Annotated in this window: 17 protein-coding genes and 2 pseudogenes; 8 read left to right on the plus strand and 11 right to left on the minus strand. The window is 67.8% G+C overall.

What is annotated here, in order from left to right:
• Positions 1-61 precede the first annotated feature (61 nt).
• Positions 62-391: an HNH endonuclease signature motif containing protein gene (locus A5758_RS16015; protein WP_067741764.1), complete on the minus strand. Its 330-nt coding sequence runs from the start codon at positions 389-391 to the stop codon at positions 62-64.
• Between the two features lie 80 nt (positions 392-471).
• Here A5758_RS16015 and A5758_RS16020 point away from each other — a divergent pair, with 80 nt between their 5' ends.
• Positions 472-1,179: an alpha/beta fold hydrolase gene (locus tag A5758_RS16020; protein WP_067741768.1), complete on the plus strand. Its 708-nt coding sequence runs from the start codon at positions 472-474 to the stop codon at positions 1,177-1,179.
• Positions 1,180-1,191: 12 nt separating this feature from the next.
• Here the strand turns inward: A5758_RS16020 and A5758_RS16025 are convergent.
• The 3 genes and pseudogenes from A5758_RS16025 to A5758_RS16035 all read right to left on the minus strand — a co-directional run.
• A pseudogene (locus tag A5758_RS16025) lies at positions 1,192-2,306 on the minus strand (13E12 repeat family protein); the annotation flags it as partial.
• Positions 2,307-2,530: 224 nt separating this feature from the next.
• Positions 2,531-3,586 carry a putative zinc-binding metallopeptidase gene (locus A5758_RS16030; protein ID WP_067741771.1) on the minus strand — a complete coding sequence of 352 codons (1,056 nt, stop codon included), beginning with the start codon at positions 3,584-3,586 and terminating at the stop codon, positions 2,531-2,533.
• On the minus strand, positions 3,579-4,520 hold the full coding sequence (locus A5758_RS16035; protein WP_197503957.1) for a transglutaminase family protein: 942 nt from the start codon (positions 4,518-4,520) through the stop codon (positions 3,579-3,581). Before A5758_RS16035 ends, A5758_RS16030 begins: the two co-directional genes overlap by 8 nt.
• Positions 4,521-4,609: 89 nt before the next feature.
• On the opposite strand from A5758_RS16035, the gene A5758_RS16040 reads away from it, so the two are divergent.
• Entirely contained in the window at positions 4,610-4,999 is a 390-nt protein-coding gene (locus tag A5758_RS16040) for an MmcQ/YjbR family DNA-binding protein (RefSeq protein ID WP_067209742.1), read from the plus strand.
• 6 nt (positions 5,000-5,005) lie between these two features.
• Here the strand turns inward: A5758_RS16040 and A5758_RS16045 are convergent, their stop codons facing one another.
• The 4 genes and pseudogenes from A5758_RS16045 to aspS form a co-directional block, all read right to left on the minus strand.
• On the minus strand, positions 5,006-6,052 hold the full coding sequence (locus A5758_RS16045; protein WP_067741847.1) for an aromatic acid exporter family protein: 1,047 nt from the start codon (positions 6,050-6,052) through the stop codon (positions 5,006-5,008).
• Between the two features lie 25 nt (positions 6,053-6,077).
• Complete coding sequence (locus A5758_RS16050; protein ID WP_067741774.1) at positions 6,078-6,509, minus strand: nitroreductase family deazaflavin-dependent oxidoreductase; 432 nt, start codon at positions 6,507-6,509, stop codon at positions 6,078-6,080.
• Positions 6,493-6,579 (minus strand): annotated as a pseudogene (locus A5758_RS26300) (hypothetical protein); the annotation flags it as partial. The pseudogene A5758_RS26300 and the gene A5758_RS16050, both read right to left, overlap by 17 nt.
• 2 nt (positions 6,580-6,581) lie before the next feature.
• Complete coding sequence (gene aspS / locus A5758_RS16055) at positions 6,582-8,363, minus strand: aspartate--tRNA ligase (protein ID WP_156622657.1); 1,782 nt, start codon at positions 8,361-8,363, stop codon at positions 6,582-6,584.
• A 57-nt stretch (positions 8,364-8,420) separates the two neighbouring features.
• Here aspS and A5758_RS16060 point away from each other — a divergent pair, with 57 nt between their 5' ends.
• Genes A5758_RS16060 through A5758_RS16070 form a run of 3 tightly spaced genes read left to right on the plus strand, consistent with a single transcriptional unit; the run spans position 8,421 to position 10,706 of the window.
• Complete coding sequence (locus A5758_RS16060; protein WP_197503959.1) at positions 8,421-9,308, plus strand: oxidoreductase; 888 nt, start codon at positions 8,421-8,423, stop codon at positions 9,306-9,308.
• A 9-nt stretch (positions 9,309-9,317) separates the two neighbouring features.
• Positions 9,318-9,821 (plus strand): SRPBCC family protein, encoded by a 504-nt coding sequence (locus tag A5758_RS16065; protein WP_067741780.1) that lies wholly within the window; start codon positions 9,318-9,320, stop codon positions 9,819-9,821.
• A 9-nt stretch (positions 9,822-9,830) separates the two neighbouring features.
• Positions 9,831-10,706 carry a neutral zinc metallopeptidase gene (locus A5758_RS16070; RefSeq protein WP_067741784.1) on the plus strand — a complete coding sequence of 292 codons (876 nt, stop codon included), beginning with the start codon at positions 9,831-9,833 and terminating at the stop codon, positions 10,704-10,706.
• Between the two features lie 188 nt (positions 10,707-10,894).
• Here the strand turns inward: A5758_RS16070 and A5758_RS16075 are convergent, their stop codons facing one another.
• Positions 10,895-11,764, minus strand: coding sequence for a dihydrodipicolinate synthase family protein (locus A5758_RS16075; RefSeq protein ID WP_067741787.1), 870 nt, complete (start codon positions 11,762-11,764; stop codon positions 10,895-10,897).
• A gap of 33 nt (positions 11,765-11,797) precedes the next feature.
• Positions 11,798-12,583 (minus strand): aldolase, encoded by a 786-nt coding sequence (locus tag A5758_RS16080; RefSeq protein WP_067741791.1) that lies wholly within the window; start codon positions 12,581-12,583, stop codon positions 11,798-11,800.
• Positions 12,584-12,634: 51 nt separating this feature from the next.
• On the opposite strand from A5758_RS16080, the gene A5758_RS16085 reads away from it, so the two are divergent.
• Together A5758_RS16085 and A5758_RS16090 are read left to right on the plus strand one after the other, a co-directional pair.
• Positions 12,635-13,168, plus strand: coding sequence for a helix-turn-helix domain-containing protein (locus A5758_RS16085; RefSeq protein WP_067209720.1), 534 nt, complete (start codon positions 12,635-12,637; stop codon positions 13,166-13,168).
• Positions 13,169-13,240: 72 nt separating this feature from the next.
• Positions 13,241-14,854, plus strand: a complete 1,614-nt coding sequence (locus A5758_RS16090) for an MFS transporter (protein ID WP_067741794.1) — start codon at positions 13,241-13,243, stop codon at positions 14,852-14,854.
• Positions 14,855-14,876: 22 nt separating this feature from the next.
• Here the strand turns inward: A5758_RS16090 and A5758_RS16095 are convergent, their stop codons facing one another.
• Positions 14,877-15,320 carry a hypothetical protein gene (locus A5758_RS16095; RefSeq protein WP_067209713.1) on the minus strand — a complete coding sequence of 148 codons (444 nt, stop codon included), beginning with the start codon at positions 15,318-15,320 and terminating at the stop codon, positions 14,877-14,879.
• Positions 15,321-15,382: 62 nt separating this feature from the next.
• Here A5758_RS16095 and A5758_RS16100 point away from each other — a divergent pair, with 62 nt between their 5' ends.
• Positions 15,383-16,228: a patatin-like phospholipase family protein gene (locus tag A5758_RS16100; protein WP_067209710.1), complete on the plus strand. Its 846-nt coding sequence runs from the start codon at positions 15,383-15,385 to the stop codon at positions 16,226-16,228.
• Positions 16,229-16,272 lie beyond the last annotated feature (44 nt).

Below are 16,272 nucleotides of genomic sequence, written 5' to 3' on the forward strand. Positions count from 1 at the left end.
GCCGGGCGAAGCGGGTCACCGCCATCGGTGCTAATCGTCTGCGGCGATCGCGCGCGTTGCGTCAAACGGGTTCGTCGTCGTCACGATCGCGAAGGAATCTTTCGGGGTGGTGATAGCTGTTGGTTCTGGGTTGTCCGCGGTCGAGATGCGGTGGTGGTAGCCATTCGGTTTCGCCTCGGCCGTTGGTTCGGGTGGTCCAGCCTTTTTCGGCGAGCCGGTTGTCGGGGCCGCAGGCCAGGGTCAGGTCGTCGATGTCGGTGCGGCGGGTGGCTTGCCAGCCTGTGACGTGGTGGACCTGGCTGGGGTAGGCGGGGGCGTCGCAGCCCGGTTTGGTGCAGCCGCGATCCTTGGCAAGGCGGCGGATGCTGGCCTGCGCTATCAGCACAGTCATGATGATTGGTCCCAACGGGAGCAACGCGGCTAAACGCTAATTCAGGACTCGCAACGGAATACACACCGTACGCTCGCTGCGTGGCAACTTTTGCGTTGGTGCATGGTGGCTGGCTCGGCGCGTGGTCCTGGGAGTCGCTCACGCCGTTCCTGGAGAGGGCGGGCCATCAGGTCGTAACTATGGACTTGCCCGCAGAAGATGGGGCGGCGAGCTTCGACAACTACGCGGATGTTGTATGCGGTGCGCTGGGGCGAGAACACGAGGATGTCGTGCTTGTCGGTCACTCGTACGGCGGCCACACCATTCCGCTAGTCGCGGACCGTCGGCCCGTCAGTCACCTGGTGTACTTATGTGCCTTGGTGCCAGACATTGGACGCAGCGTGTTGGATCAGTTGCAAGACGAGCCCGATATGTTAAATCCCCGTTGGGTCGAGGGCCTGGATGAACCCGATGATCAACTGCGCACCAGATGGATTGACTTGGAGCTTGCCCGGGAGTTGATTTGCGCCGACTGTGACGATTCCGTCGCAGTGGCGGCCATCAAACGCCTTCGGCCCCAGTCGGCTTTCCCAAACACGCTTCCATTCTCGCTTTCCGATTTTCCCTCTGTTAGTTCGACTTACGTGGTTTGCAACGACGATCAGTTTGTTCGTCCCGAGTGGTCGAGGCGAATCGCTCGCGATAGACTCGACGCTGACGTCGTCGAGCTCCCTGGGAGTCATTCGCCCCTCCTTTCGCGGCCGTCAGCTCTGGCCGAAGTGTTACTGCACATCGCCCACGCGAACTAGGGTGAAGCGACCCGGCATCCCGGTCGAGGGTGCACGACTGTTACATGAATTGGCGTACAACATGATTCGTTGTGCGGGGGAAGCGAACCGTTGGGTGTGATGCAGCGCCAGGGACCTGCCGTTGTGGAAAATCGCCAAGTAATGGTGAGCGTGGCCGGCCCAGCGGATCACATCCGACATGGGCACCAGCGTGCCGCCGGCCGTCAGGGCCTTGCCGGCGGCGGCCTCCAAGTCCGTCAACGTGGTAGTCACCACGATCGACACCGGCAGCCCGTTGTGCTGGCCGAGTTCCCCGGAAGCGAGCAGTCCGCGCATCCCGGCCAGGAAGGCGTCATGGTTGCGCTGAGCCTGGCTGCGGGTGTCACGGCGCACCGCGTCCTCATCCGGTATCGCATCGACCACCGGGGTCTCGTCGTCGGGGTTGCACGCCCCGGGCTCGGCCAGCTTGGCCACCATGGCCTCGATCGCGGCCCGCAGCTCCGGGGTCACCAACCCGCCGATGCGTGACATGCCGTCGAACCCTGTGCGCCCAGGGTGATCCCGCGCTTGCGGGTCCGCTCGGCGTCGCTGAATTCCCCATCGGGGTGCAGCCAATCCATGACCCGCTGGGCGTATTTGGCCAACTCGTCGGGCCGATACCCCCGGGCCTGCTCGGCCAGGTCGGCCTCGGCGGCCTGCCCGGTCAATATGTCCACCTCGGTGGGCAGATGGGCCAAGAAGCTACGGATCACCTTCACGTGCCCCTCACCGATCAGCCCGGCGCGTTGGCCGGCCGCGGTCGCGCTCAACTTCGGCGCCAACGGCTCACCGGTCAACGCCCGGCGCTCCCCGAGGTCTTGGGCTTCGGCGATGCGCCGAGCGGCGTCGCCCTTGGTGATGCGCAACCGGTCGGCCAGCCCCGAGCGCAGCGAGCCGCCCAACTCTTCGGCGCTGGCCTGGGCGTCGAGCTGGTTGATCAATGCGTGCTGCGGGCGGCGCAGCTTGCGGGCCACGCGTTCCACCCGGTCCAATGCGCGCAGCCGCTCCGGGGTGGTGAGCACGTCAAAGGACAACTCGCACAGGCGGTCCGCGTCGTCGTCGAGCGCGTCGATGACCTCGACGATCTCCTCACGACTACTGACACCCATGCCTCAGACTCTAGGAACACCCACCGACAAAAATGACCACGTTGTGACGCCAGAAGCCAAAGTGACGCAAGGGATTACGAATCGAACATCACACGTTCGATGGCGCCGGATCCATGGCAACACCCCGGTAGCGGTGCGGATCGGGCAGTCGCCGGCGGCGGCGCATATGCACCAGTACCAGGACCGACATCATGGCGGCGTAGATGCACCACAGTGACGCGCCCCTAACCCGCGATGGCGGCGGGGCCCCGCGCCTCGGAGGTCACCTCGTCGATCACGGTGTAGATGAACTTCATCTTCTGCAGCACCGCGACCGGCAGCACGAACGGGTACAGGTCGTCGTGGCCCATCGACCGGTTCACCATGTTCAGCGACCACGACAACGGCAGCCACATGTCGATGATCGTCTGAAAAGCGCTGGGGCCCAAGGCCGGTCGGTCGAAGGTGGCCGACGCCGACGCGAAGCCGCACCACGCCGACGTGTCCAGCGTGTCGCGGATGTGCAGGTAGTGGGCGAACGTCTCGGCCCAGTCCTCGGCGGGATGCATGGTGGCGTAGGACGACACGAAGTCTTTCTGCCAGTCCTCGGGCGGCCCCTCGCTGTAATGCCGGTCCAGCGCCTCCTGGTAGTCGGCGTCGGGATCACCGAACAGCTCGTTGAACCGCGCCACGTACTCGCTGGACGGGGCGATCAGCCGGTAGAAGTAGTAGTGCCCGATCTCATGCCGGAAGTGGCCCAGCAGGGTGCGGTACGGCTCCTCCATCTCCACCCGCAGCTGCTCGCGGTGCACGTCGTCGCCCTCGGCCAGATCCAGTGTGATGACGCCGTTGTCGTGCCCGGTCAGCACGTTCTCGTGCGCGCTGGACAGCAGATGGAAGGCCAGTCCCTGCTCGGAATCTTGATCGCGCCCGATGATCGGCAGCTTCAGCTCGTGCAACTCGGCGATCAACCGCCGTTTAGCCGCCTCGGCCCGGGCGAACTCGGCCAGGCCGGCGACGTCGGAGTCGTTGGGCCGCACGGTGGTCAGCGCGCAGGACGTGCACAGCAGCCGCGGATTGTTGACCGGCACGAGCCAATTACATTCGGCCAGCTGAAGATTGGCGCACAGCTGATACTCGGCGGCGTCCACGAAGCCGGCATGCTCGCCGGCATTCTCCTCGGCGATCACCAGCAGCGCCATTTGCTCGAGAGAAAAGCCCAGCGCGCTGCCGCAGTTCAGGCAGGTGGAGTTCTCGAACGTCAGGCGCTGGCCGCAGTTGGGGCAGTTGAAGTCACGCATGGAGCACATCCCCCTCGAAGGGCACCACGTCGACGGCAACGTCGATCACGCTGCGTTCGGAATCGGTGTAGATGATGCCCCGCAGCGGCGGCACGTCCGCGTAGTCACGGCCGCGTCCGACGATGATGTAGCGCTCGTCGACCAGCTGGTCGTTCGTGGGGTCCAAACCCAGCCATTCGAACTGGCCGGGCTCCTGCGGTGTCCACACCCCCGCCCAGGCGTGGGTGGCGTCAATACCGATCATTCGATCCTTCCCCGGTGGCGGGTCGGTGGCCAGGTAGCCGGACACATAGCTGGCCGCAAGACCGTTGGCGCGCAGGCAGGCGATCGCCAGCCGTGCAAAGTCCTGACATACCCCTTCCCGGGCCGCCAGAACCTCATTGACCCCGGTAGAAATCGTCGTCGACCCCGAGCGGTAGGTGAAGTCGGCGAAAATCCGCGACGCGAGGTCGCGCAGCACGTCAACCAGCGGGCGCTCCGGGGCGAAACTGGGCGCCGCGTAGTCGCGGACCTCGTCGGTGATCTCGGGCGGGTTCAGGTCAAGGGTGAACTCCGTGGCGAGCGCTCCCCTGCCCCCCGTCGGGCGCGCCGCCTCCCACGGTTGCACCGCCGGGCCGCTGGTGTAGCGCCCGGGAGCCGGCGGATACACGTCCACGATGGAGTCGCTGGTGACGGTCAGGGTGTGGTGCGGCTCCGTGACGTGGAAGTACGAGCTGATGTTGCCGTAGACGTCGCTGCTGGTGGAGACGTCGGCGGGGGCGGGATCGATCGTCAGCTCGTGCACGATGCAGCGCTGCCGCATCGAATCCCGCGGGGTGAGGAAGCCGCGGCCATACGAGCTGGTCACGACGTCGGAGTACCGGTACTCGGTGCGGTGGGTGACTCGATGCCGGCGGGCGACCCCGGCGTCAGCTTCAGGCACAACGCTGATCACATCACACCGGACCGTTGCGCGCCGTCCGCGGCGCGAAACCGTTTGCCAATACGGCGGCACGCGGGCGAAACCGGGAGCACAATCGAGATGTGGCCACGTGGTATGACGTCGCCCGCATCGTTCGTGAGCTGGCACTCACCTCGGAGCCGTCACCGCATGAGTGGCGGGTCGGCAAGAAGTTGCTGGCCTGGGAGCGGCCGTTGCGCCCGTCCGAACGCGAGGCGCTGGCCCGTGACGGCCTGGAACCGCCCGACGGCGACATCCTCGGCGTGCGGGTGTCCGACGAGGGGGTCAAGTTCGGGTTGATCGCCGACGAGCCGGGCGTGTATTTCACGACCCCGCATTTCGACGGCTACCCGGTGGTGCTGGTCAAGCTCGCCGAGATCGCGGTCCGCGACCTCGAGGATCTGGTCACCGAGGCGTGGTTGACGCAGGCCCCGAGGAAGTTGGTCCAGGAGTTCTTGGCCGACTCGCGCTGATTCTCCTCATACGTGCCGAAGGTCGATGACCCGTTGCAGATCGTCGACACAGGCGTCGACGACGTCGGCCAGGATCAACTGGGTCTTTTCGCGCGCGGCTGACTGCAATTCCGCCGCGTGATGACGCGCGGACGCGGCGTACGCGCACGCGCCGGCGGGGTCGCGGTCCGCGAGAGCGGTTCCGGCCGCCAGCACCACCAGCACCGTGTGCACGGGCCTCGGGAGCCCCTCGCGGAAGCCGTCGGCGTTGTTGGCCACGACGCGGGCGAGTTGCAGCACCGAACCGGCCAGCAGGGCCACATGCACGGCCTGGTGGTCGGCGGCCTGGATGGTATTCCGCAGGCCCCAGCGTCGCGGGGCGATGGTGACGACGTGGCGGGCGGTGGTGCGCGCCTCGAGCAGTCCGCTGAGCTGCTCGTGCACTCGGTCGACGGCCGCCAGCGGCCAGTCGGGCGGGGGCACCTTGCTCCCGACGGCGATGTCCGCGGCTCGCGACAAGACGTCGTGCAGCACGCTCAGCACGCCGACACGCGCGGTGCGCAGCAGCTGCAGCGGGTCGGCGGGGAACAGCAATACCGCGAAAACTATGGCCACCGCACCGCCGATCAGCGCGTCGAAGATGCGTTCCAGGCCGACGCCGCCGCGGTAGAGGGCCAGCACCAGGATCGCCGACACCACGGTCTGGTTGGCGAACATCATCCCGTGCCCGATGAAGCCGCCCCCAATGAACACCGCGGCGCCCAGCGCGACCAGCGCGGCCACCGCGATGGGGACCTCGCCGGGCCCCAGCAGGCCTTGCACCACCGAGCCGACCCCGATCCCCAGGGTTACCCCGACCATCATCTGGATGGCGCGTTGCGCGCGGAGGACGTTGCTTGTCGACAGCGACACCGCGGCGGCGATCGGCGCGAAGAACGGCTGCGGGTGCTCCAGGACATCGTGCGCGAGGTACCAGGACAGGCCCGCCGCCACCGCGGTCTGCACCAGGTTGAACCACACCACCCGCAGCCGCTTGAGGCCCGCGCGGGCGGCGGCGAGAGCCGCTGGAGCCATCGTCCGCCGCGATGTGCCCACGGGCCTAGGTGCGCTGCAACTCGAACAACGGAATGACCCGGCTGGTCTTGGATTGGTAGTCGGCGAAGACCGGCGCCGCGGCGGTGATCTCCGGCAGGATGTCCTCGCGCTCGTCGGACGGCAACTCGCGCGCCGTGACGGCGAACTCGTCGTTGCCGATCTCGACCCGGGCCCGCGGGTTGGCCCGCAGATTGTGCACCCACGCCGGACTGACGGGGGAACCGGCGAAGGAGCCGATGACGATCAGCTTGCCGTCGACTCGGAAATAGGCCAGCGGCGAGATCCGTGGCTGGCCGGACTTGGCGCCCGTCGTGGTGAGCAACAGCAGATTGGCGTTCTCGAACTGGCCGCCCACCTTGCCGCCGTTGGCCCGGAACTCGTCGATGATGGCGCTGTTGAAGCTGTTGATCGTCGCGGTGTCAGGCATTTCGGTCATGTTGGCGCTGCTCCTCCTCATCGCTGCGTCCCCCGCAAGCGGGCGGTACCCCCACTGCATCGTCGCCAGCGCTCATGCCCGGTCAACCTTTTCGGGCTTGGCGTCTATTCCGGACTCCTTGCGCTGCTGGGCGGTGATCGGCGCGGGCGCATTGGTCAGCGGGTCGACGCCGCCGCCGGTCTTCGGGAACGCGATCACCTCGCGGATCGAGTCCACCCGGGACAGCAGCGCGTTGATGCGGTCCCAGCCGAAGGCGATCCCGCCGTGTGGCGGCGCGCCAAAGGTGAACGCCTCCAACAGGAATCCGAACTTTTCTTCCGCCTCGGCATGGTCCAGGCCCATCACGGCGAACACCCGCTCCTGGATGTCGCGGCGGTGAATACGGATCGAGCCGCCGCCGATCTCGTTGCCGTTGCAGACGATGTCGTAGGCGTCGGCCAGCACGCTGCCGGGATCGGTGTCGACCACGTCGGCGTATTCGGGTTTGGGCGAGGTGAACGCGTGATGCACCGCGGTCCAGGCGCCGGAGCCGACTGCCACGTCACCGGCGGCGGTCGCCTCGTCGGCGGGCTCGAACAGCGGCGGGTCCACCACCCATACGAACGCCCACGCGTCCGGGTCGATCATGTCGAGCCGGCTGGCAATCTCCCCGCGCGCGGCACCCAACAAGGCGCGCGACGACTTCGGTGGCCCGGCCGAGAAGAAGATGCAGTCCCCTGGCTTCGCCCCGACGTGCGCGGCCAACCCGTCCCGTTCGGTGTCGCTGAGGTTCTTGGCGACCGGGCCGGCGAGCGTGCCGTCGTCACCGACCAGCACGTAGGCCAGCCCGCGGTGCCCGCGCTGCTTGGCCCACTCCTGCCAGCCGTCCAGCGTGCGCCGCGGCTGCGACGCCCCGCCGGGCATCACCACCGCACCGACGTACGGCGCCTGGAAAACGCGAAATGTGGTGTCGGAGAAGAACTCTGTGCACTCGACGAGCTCCAGCCCGAACCGCATGTCCGGCTTGTCGGAGCCGAACCGTCGCATCGCATCCGCATAGGTGATCCGCGGGATCGGCGTCGGGACCTGATATCCGATCAACGCCCACAACGCGGTCAGGATCTCCTCGGAGATCGCGATGATGTCCTCGGCGTCGACGAAGCTCATCTCCATGTCGAGCTGGGTGAACTCGGGCTGACGGTCGGCGCGGAAATCCTCGTCGCGGTAGCAGCGGGCGATCTGGTAGTAGCGCTCCATCCCGGCCACCATCAGCAACTGCTTGAACAGCTGCGGGCTCTGCGGCAGCGCGTAGAACGAGCCGGGGTGCAGCCGGGCCGGCACCAGGAAGTCGCGCGCGCCTTCGGGCGTGGAGCGGGTGATCGTCGGCGTCTCGATCTCGACGAAGTCGTGGCCCGCCAGCACCGCACGGGCCGCGGCATTCACGTTGGAGCGCAGGCGAAGTGCCGCGGCGGGGCCGTCGCGGCGCAGGTCGAGGTAGCGGTACTTCAGCCGCAGTTCCTCGCCGGCGGGTTCGTCGAGCTGGAACGGCAGCGGCGCGCTGTCGCCGAGCACGGTCAGGGAGGCAACGTTGACCTCGATGTCGCCGGTGGCGATCTCGGGATTGGCATTGCCTTCCGGGCGGATCTCGACGACACCGGTCACCGCGACGCAGAACTCGGCGCGCAACCGGTGCGCCTGGGCCAGCACCTCGGCATTGCGGAACACCACCTGCGCGATACCAGAGGCGTCGCGCAGGTCGATGAAGATGACGCCGCCGTGGTCGCGGCGGCGAGCCACCCAGCCCGCGAGCGTCACCTGCTGCCCGGCGTCGCTGCTTCTCAGCGAACCGGCGGCGTGGCTGCGCAGCACAAACACTCCTCTTTCAGCGGGCTTTGGACGAGTGACCAGTCTAGAGGAGGTACTTTCGGACCTATTGCCACCACCATCGCACTAGTCGGCCCCGGCGCTGTCGGCACGACGGTCGCCGCGCTGCTGCACAAGGCCGGGCACGCGGTTCAGGTGTGCGGCCGCACGACCCGGGAACGCATCGAATTGCGGCCCGACGGCGCGGATCCGATCGTGGTGCCCGGCCCGGTGCACACCGATCCCGGCCAGGTCACCGGCCCCGTCGACGTGGTGGTGCTGGCGGTGAAGGCCACCCAGAACGACGCCGCCGCCGGATGGCTGGCCCGCCTTTGCGGCCCGCACACGATCGTCGCCGTGCTGCAGAACGGCGTGGAGCAGATCGAGCAGGTGCAGCCGCATTGCCCGTCGTCACCGGTGGTCCCCGGGATCGTCTGGTATTCGGCCGAGACCCAGCCCGAGGGATGGGTCCGGCTGCGCACCGAGGCCGCCCTGGTGCTGCCCAGCGGGCCGTCGGCGCAGACGCTCGCCGAGTTGCTGCGCGGCGCCGGCTGCCGGGTCGAGTGCGACCCCGACTTCATCACCGCGGCCTGGCGCAAGCTGCTCACCAACGCGCTGGCCGGGTTCATGGCGCTGTCCGGGCGGCGGTCCGGCATGTTTCGCCGCGACGACGTGACCGAACTGTCCCGCAGCTACGTCGCCGAATGCCTGGCGGTAGCCCGCGCCGAGGGCGCCCGGCTGCCCGACGGCATCGTCGACGAGTTGGCCGGCATGTTTCGCCACGTTCCCGAGGACATGGGCACCTCGATCCTGGCCGACCGGGAGAACCGTCGGCGGATGGAATGGGACATCCGCAACGGGGTGATCATCCGCAAAGCCCGCGCCCATAACTTGGCTACGCCGATCAGCGACGTCGTTGTGCCGTTGCTGGCCGCGGCGAGCGACGGCCCCGGCTAGATTAATTCCATGTTCCCCTGCGAGCGCGTCGACCTGGGCTTCATCGACAGCGCGCCTTTCGTGTTCCGCAACAGCGTCGATCTCGCCATCACGCCCGAGCAGCTGTTCGAGGTGCTCGCGGACGCCCAGGCGTGGCCGCGCTGGGCGAGCGTGATCACCAAGGTGACCTGGACCAGCCCCGAGCCGCGCGGCGCCGGCACCACCCGCGTCGTCGAGATGCGCGGCGGGATGGTCGGCAACGAGGAGTTCTTGGCCTGGGAACCGTTCAGCCACATGGCTTTTCGTTTCAACGAATGCTCTACCCAGGCCGTCGCCGCGTTTGCCGAAGACTACCGGGTCGAGGTCATCCCGGGCGGTTGCCGGTTGACGTGGACCATGGCGCAAAAGCCCGCGGGCCCGGCCAGGCTGGCGATGTACGGGGTGGGGCCGCTGCTCAATCTGGGCCTTCGCCGATTCCTGCGCAACCTGCGCAGCTACACCGACGCCCGCTACTCCGCGACCCAGCAACATTAGGAGCATGCCATGAGCTTCAACGAGGGAATGCAGATCGACACCAGCACCGCTTCCTCCTCGGGTGGGGGCGGCATGGGGATGGCCATCGGGGGCGGCGGCCTCGGCCTGCTCATCCTCATCGGCGCCCTGTTGCTGGGCGTCGATCCGGGCCGCGTGCTCAACCAGCAGGGAAACACCAGCGGCTACTCGGCGCCCGGGTTTGACCTGAGCCAGTGCAAGACCGGGTCCGACGCCAACAAGTACGTGCAGTGCCGCGTGGTAGCGACCGGCAACTCGGTGGACGCGGTGTGGCACCAGCTGATGCCGCGCTACACCCGGCCGCATGTGCGGCTGTTCACCGGTTCGGTGGACACCGGCTGCGGGCCGGCCACCACCGCGGTGGGGCCGTTCTACTGCCCGGTGGACCAGACCGCCTACTTCGACACCGACTTCTTCCAGGAGCTCGTCGACAAATTCGGTTCCAGCGGTGGGCCGTTCGCGCAGGAGTACGTCGTCGCCCACGAATACGGCCACCACGTGCAGCAACTGCAGGGCGTCCTGGGCCGCTCCCAGCAAGGGGCGAAGGGCGCAGGCGGCAACGGTGTCCGCACGGAATTGCAGGCGGACTGCTACGCGGGCATCTGGGCGCACTACGCGTCGACCGTCAAACAGGAGAGCACCGGCGTCCCCTACCTGCAGCCCTTGAGCGAACAGGACATCCAAGACGCCCTCTCGGCCGCGGCGTCGGTGGGCGACGACCGCATCCAGAAGGAATCGACCGGCCGGGTCAATCCCGAGTCGTGGACGCACGGTTCGTCGGAGCAGCGGCAGCATTGGTTCACCGTCGGCTACCAGACGGGCGACCCGAAGCAGTGCGACACCTTCTCCGCCCCGAGCCTCGGCTAGTCCTGATGGCGGCGGCCCGTCCCCCGCAAGCGGGAGGTGCCCCCATCGCCCGGCTCCGCCGCGCTCGCGACCGCCGCTAGTCCTGATGGCGGCGGCCCCCATCGCCCGGCTCCGCCGCGCTCGCGACCGCCGCTAGTCCTGATGGCGGCGGCCCCCTTCGCCCGGCTCCGCCGCGCTCGCGACCGCCGCTAGCCAGCGAGTAGTTGCTTCAGCTCGGCGCGACCTTCCTCGTCGAGCGGCAGCAGCGGCGGGCGCGGATCCCCGACCGGGAAGCCGAGCAAGTCCAGGCCGGCCTTAACGGTGGTGGCCAGTCCCCCGGCGACGATGAACTGCAGCAGCGGCTTGAGGTCGTCGTAGAGGACCTGAGCCTTGTCCAGGTCGCCCGCGCGCACCGCCTCGTACAGGTCGATGCAGGGCTGGGGCCGCAGATTGGGTGCGGCCGTGCACCATCCGGAGGCGCCGGCTTTGAGGGCGTCGAGCACCAGCGGGTTGCTGCCGTTGTAGAACGGCAGCCGGCCGCCGGACAGCTCGTCGATGCGCCGCATGCGGGTCAGGTCGCCGGTCGATTCCTTGATCATGGTGACGTTGTCGATGGTCTCGAACATGCGGACCAGCAGTTCGGGGGGCATGTCGACGCCGCTGGTGGCCGGGTTGTTGTAGGCCATGATCGGGATCGAGATGGCGTCGCTGATGCTGCGGTAGTGCTGGACGATCTCCCGCTCGCGGAGCTTCCAGTAGGACACCGGCAGGATCATCACCGCGTCGGCGCCGGCCCGCTCGGCGTATCGGGCACGCCGAATGGTCTTGGCGGTGGTCACATCTGACACACCGACGATCACGGGCACCCGGCCGCCGACCGTGGCGATGGTGGTGTCGACCACGGCGTCGAATTCGGGTTCATCGAGATAAGCCAGTTCACCGGTGCTGCCCAGCGGCGCGATCGCATGGACGCCGGAGGAGACGAGCCGATCGACCAGCGCGGCCAGCCGCTCGGTATTGATGCCTTCGTCGGCGAACGGAGTCACCGGGTAGGCGATGATGCCGTGGATGTCGGGCACGGGCGAACTCCTCGAATGTCGTTGTCCAGTGGCTTAATCGGTGAGCGCATCCGGATGCCGGGCCAGGGCCCGCCGGGCGTAGTAGGCGAAGTTGGCGCGGCTGCGCTGGGGCGAAAGCGTCCAGTCGTGGGCCTCGCGGGCCAGTGTCTCGGGCAGCTCTTTGACGGCGCCGGCGGCCATGGCGGCCAGCTGCAGCTTGGCGGCGCGCTCGATCAGCACCGACAACGAACACGCTTCTTCGATGCTGGCGCCGGCCACCACCTGGCCGTGATGCGCCAGCAGCACCGCCTTCTTGTCGCCGAGGGCCGCGGTGATGATCTCCCCCTCCTCGTTGCCGACCGGCACACCCGGCCATTCGGCGAGGAAGGCGCAGTCGTCGTAGAGCGGCGTGGTGTCCATGTGGGAGACGACGAGTGGCACCTCCAGCATCGACAGCGCCGCCACGTGGAACGGGTGGGTGTGCACGATGCATTGCACATCGGGCCGGGCGCGATAGATCCAGCTGTGGAAACGGTTGGCGGGGTTAGGGATTCCATCACCGTCGAGGACGTTGAGATCCTCGTCCACCAGCAGCAGATTGGCGTCGGTGATCTCGTCGAACCCGAGGCCCAGCCGCTGGGTGTAGTACGTGCCGTCGGCCTCGGCCCGGGCGGTGATCTGCCCCGCCAGCCCCGAGTCGTGCCCGGCGTCGAACAACGCGCGACAGGTCAGCGCGAGCTTCTGCCGGGTGGTCAGCCGGGCGTCGGCTTGGGAGGCCGTCAGCTGCTCGGCGGCGCGACGCATCAGTTCGGCTTTGGAGTCGGTGAACGTGCTGGCCATATGACACAATGTAACACCATAGGAAACCTTGTGTCATCGGAGGCATCGTCAGTGACAGCACTGCTACGCGCGGTCCGCACCCAACGCGGCCTCACCCTCGAGGCGCTGGCCGAACAGACCGGGTTGACCAAGAGCTACCTGTCCAAAATCGAACGCCGGCAGAGCACCCCGTCGATCGCGGTGGCCCTCAAGGTGGCCAAGGCCCTCGACGTGGACGTGGGGCGGTTGTTCTCCGACGAGGCGGCGCAGGAGAAGATCGCCGTCGACCGGGCGCCCGGCGGCGCCGACGGCCAGCGTTATCGGGTGCTGGCGCCGTCGATGCTGGGTAAATCCATGTCGCCGTTCGTGGTTCGCCCGACCGAAGGGCCGGCCGACGATCCGCACCCCGAGCACGGCGGGCAGGAATTCATGTTCGTGCACGCGGGCTGTGTCGAACTCGATTACGGCGACCAGAGGTTCACGCTCCACGCGGGCGACAGCGCCTACTTCGACGCGTCGGTCAGCCACACGATCCGAACCGTCGGCGCCCAACCGGCGGAGGTCGTCGTCGTCGCGCACGAGCCCGGGGCCCGAACCCGGCGCTGATGCCGATCCGCCATGCGCGCGTCGGGTACGTGTCTTAGACTTCTACCCCGCCGCACGACGCGAAAGGCTCGTATGTCGGATCTGACGCAGGAGCGCACCGACACCGCGGAGGTGTCGGTCTGGACGCCCTTGCGCAATCAGGTTTTCCGCGCCCTGTTCATCGCGCAGTTCGTCTCCAACGTCGGCACCTGGATGCAAAGTGTTGCGGCGCAATGGTTTCTGGTCGAAGGTCACAGCAGCGCCACCGTCGTGGCACTGGTCCAGACCGCGAGTCTGGGGCCGACGCTCCTGTTGGGATTGTTCGCCGGCGCGCTCGCCGACGTGTTCGACCAGCGGCGGCTGCTCATGGTGCTGCAGTCGTATGCGGTGGTGGTGGCGCTGGTCCTGGCGGGACTGACCTACTTCGGCCGACTCACCCCGACGGCACTGCTGCTGTTCACCTTGGCCATCGGCGTCGCCTCCGCGCTGACCGCGCCGGCGTGGCAGGCGATTCAGCCCGAGGTCGTTCCGCGCGAGCAGATCACGGCCGCCGCGACTTTGGCCAGCGTCTCGGTGAACATCGCCCGGGTGGTCGGACCCGCCATCGGCGGCGTCGTCCTGGCGTTGGTCGGTCCGGCGGCGGTCTTCGCGATCAACGCGATCTCGTTCGTGGGCATCATCATCGCCCTGGCGGCCTGGCGACGGCCGAAACAGATCGCGCCCGTCGAACGAGAACACCTCGGCCAGGCCATCCTCACCGGGTTGGCCTACGCGATCAACGGCCCGATCTTTCGCAGGATCCTGCTGCGCGCTGCCCTTTTCGTCTTCCCCGCCTCGGCCCTGTTAGCCCTCTTGCCGGTGGCCGCCGCCGACACGTGGCACTTGGGAGCCAGTGGCTACGGTGCGGCGCTGGGCGCCATCGGTTGCGGCGCGGTGCTCGCCGTCGCGGTCCCCGCGCCGTTACGCCAGAGGCTGCCGCCCAACACGCTGCTGGCCGGGTGCGCGGCCGCGTACGGCGCCGCCACACTCGCGGTGGTCTGGCTGCCGTTCACCGCGGCGGCGCCCTTCCTGGTGTTGTCGGGGATGACCTGGCTGATCACGCTGACGACGTTGAACGCCGCGGCGCAGCTGCATTTGCCGCGCTGGGTCCGGGCCCGCGGGTTGGCGATGTACCTGCTGGTCTTCACGGGTTCGCAGGCGGTCGGCTCGTATCTCTGGGGCGTGGTCGCCACGCGGGAAGGACTGGGCGTGGCGCTGACATTGTCGGCGGCGTTGCTCGGCGTCACCGCCCTCAGCGTCGTGCCGCTCGGGTTGCGGCCGGAAACCGGGAAGCTGAGCCGCGACATTTCGCGGGCGTGGCCGTCGCCGATGGTCGTGTTCGAACCGTGCCCGAACGACGGACCCGTGCTGGTGACCGTCCGCTATCGAGTCGTGACGGACACCCTGCAGGACTTCGTCGAGGCGATGAGCGCGGTCAGGCGCTCACGGTTGCGAACGGGAGGCCATAGCTGGGGGCTGTACCACAGCCTGGAACATCCCGACACGGTCCTCGAGAGGTTCACCGTGCCGTCGTGGACCGAATTCAGCCGGCAATACACCGAACGCTGGTTGGAGTCCGACCACGACGGGGTGGCGAAGGCGGTGGGCTACACCGTCGACAACACCCGGCGGCACGAGTACTACCTCGCGTTGCGGGTGCACCGATGAGACGCGTCGACGTGTTCGCTACTTACCAGGGCCGCGTCGAGCAGGTGACCCCGGTGGTGGCGCTCTGCGTCACCACGACCTGGCCGTCGACCGCGATCTGGCACTGAATCTGTGGCGTGTTCGACGAATCGCAGTCCGGCCAGTGACACCCGCCGCTCGCGTTCACGAACGCCCACTGATTCGGGTCGGCCAGCGTCGTGTTGTACACGAGCGGTTGCCCCGCGCTGAACGCCGTCTGCACGCTGTTCAAGTACTGCGACGAGTTGGCGTTGAAGGCCGCCTGGCTGGGCGGATCGGTGTTCATGTAGCGGACGTTGCCGGTGAGATTGCCGGTGGTGGTGATCGTGTAGGTCACCTGGTGGCCGGCAGGGTCCGCAGATGAGGTCGCGGGCGTGACGGCCAGCGCTGCGGCTGCCGCAAACGTCGCCACCGCGACCCCTGTGGTCACTATTCGCACGTTCGTCATATCGAAAACGCTACCCAATTCGTTACGGGGCTACGCGTGGAAAAGGTCCTTACTATGCATTTGTGCCCACTGCCTTCGTTTTGTCCGGCGGGGCCAGCCTCGGCGCGATTCACGTCGGCATGCTGCTCGCGCTGGCCGACGAAGGGGAACGCCCCGACCTGATCGTCGGGACGTCCGTCGGCGCGGTCAATGGCGGATGGATCGCCTCACGGCCCGATCGTCCGGGGATTCGAGGACTCGCCGACCTATGGACGTCGTTGTCGCGAAAGGACATCTTCCCGACACACCCGATCGCCGGGGCGATGGGCATGCTGGGCCGCCGGCCCCACCTGGTCCCCAACATCGGGTTGCGACGGCTGCTGGCCGACAAATTGGAGTTCAGCAGGCTCGAGGATGCGCCCATCCCGCTGCACGTGGTGGCCACCGACGTGATCTCCGGCGGCGACGTCCTGCTGTCCTCGGGAAACGCCGTCGACGCGATCGCCGCGAGCGCCGCCATCCCAGGCGTCTTCCCGCCGGTGCGGGTAAATGGGCGCGACCTGATGGACGGCGGCGTCGTGAACAACGCGCCGGTGTCGCACGCGGTCGCGTTGGGCGCCGACCGAGTCTGGGTGCTGCCGACCGGCTACTCGTGCGCCCTGCCCGCATCGCCGAAGACCGCGGTCAATATGGCGTTGCACGCCATGACCCTCGCCGTGAATCATCGCCTGGCCGTCGACGTCGAGCGCTTCGAGCAAGCGGTCGACCTGCGCGTCATCAGACCGCTATGCCCGGTCGCCATCTCCGGAGCCGACTTCTCGCACGCCGCAACGCTTATCGAGCAATCGCAGGCGGCCACCCGCGAGTGGCTGGCGGCCCGCCCCCCGGCCACCGGCCAGGCCGCATTACTCGAGCCGCACCGCCACTAGCGGGCGCCCGTTCCGCGGAGGTTCATCCCACTCGGGTATTAAGC

It is taken from the genome of Mycobacterium sp. 852014-50255_SCH5639931 (assembly GCF_001665605.1).
Taxonomy (GTDB): Bacteria; Actinomycetota; Actinomycetes; order Mycobacteriales; family Mycobacteriaceae; genus Mycobacterium; species Mycobacterium paraffinicum.